A 682-nucleotide genomic window follows, 5' to 3' on the forward strand; every position below is an offset into this window, starting at 1 on the left:
TACCGGCATGTTGGTTGTAGGATATAAAATTGAAAGGTCGAATAATGGTGGCACATCTTGGCTTGCCGTCAAAGCAAACACTGGTAATACTGCAACATCATATGAGGATACTGGGCTAGTTCAAANACACCAACATGTTAGTTGTAGGATATAAGATCGAGAGATCGAGTAACGGTGCCACATCTTGGCTTACCATCAAAGCAAACACTGGCAATACTGCAACATCATATGAGGATACTGGACTAGTTCAAAATACGACATATAGTTACCGTGTTTCTGCAGTATACTCGGTCGGAACAAGTCCGCCTTCGAACACTGCATCTGCTAGTACAAACATTATTGCCAAGCTGACAGTAAAATCACAATTTACTACAGGACAGACACTAACAGGTATGTACTGTGAATTGCGCAATTCAAATGGTCAGATAGTGGCAACAGGTTTTACACCATGTTCATTTGATCTGCAGGGTGGATCACAGTATACAATAGGAATGGGCAGCTTCGGCAATTCCATATTTGACTATTGGCTAGATACTGGCTCATCAATAAACCCGAGGACAATAACTTTGTCATCTAATACTTCTCTTATAGCTGTATACCAAAACACATCTTCTTGAGATTGCTTGAAATTTTAGCTCGTAAAACCAATTGTATACCGGGGGTGGGTTTGGTCAAATTTGTT

Annotated in this window: 1 protein-coding gene; it reads left to right on the plus strand. The window is 40.5% G+C overall.

What is annotated here, in order from left to right; genetic code table 11:
• Positions 1–134: 134 nt before the first annotated feature.
• Positions 135–617, plus strand: a complete 483-nt coding sequence (locus DYY66_RS16410) for a fibronectin type III domain-containing protein (RefSeq protein ID WP_166288238.1) — start codon at positions 135–137, stop codon at positions 615–617.
• Positions 618–682: the final 65 nt, after the last annotated feature.

This window comes from Candidatus Nitrosotalea sp. FS (genome assembly GCF_011319475.1).
Taxonomy (GTDB): domain Archaea; phylum Thermoproteota; class Nitrososphaeria; order Nitrososphaerales; family Nitrosopumilaceae; genus Nitrosotalea.

Bases quoted from the DNA above. Each gene is read 5' to 3' on its own strand.
- DYY66_RS16410 (WP_166288238.1), top strand. From the start codon at position 135: ATGTTAGTTGTAGGATATAAGATCGAGAGATCGAGTAACGGTGCCACA.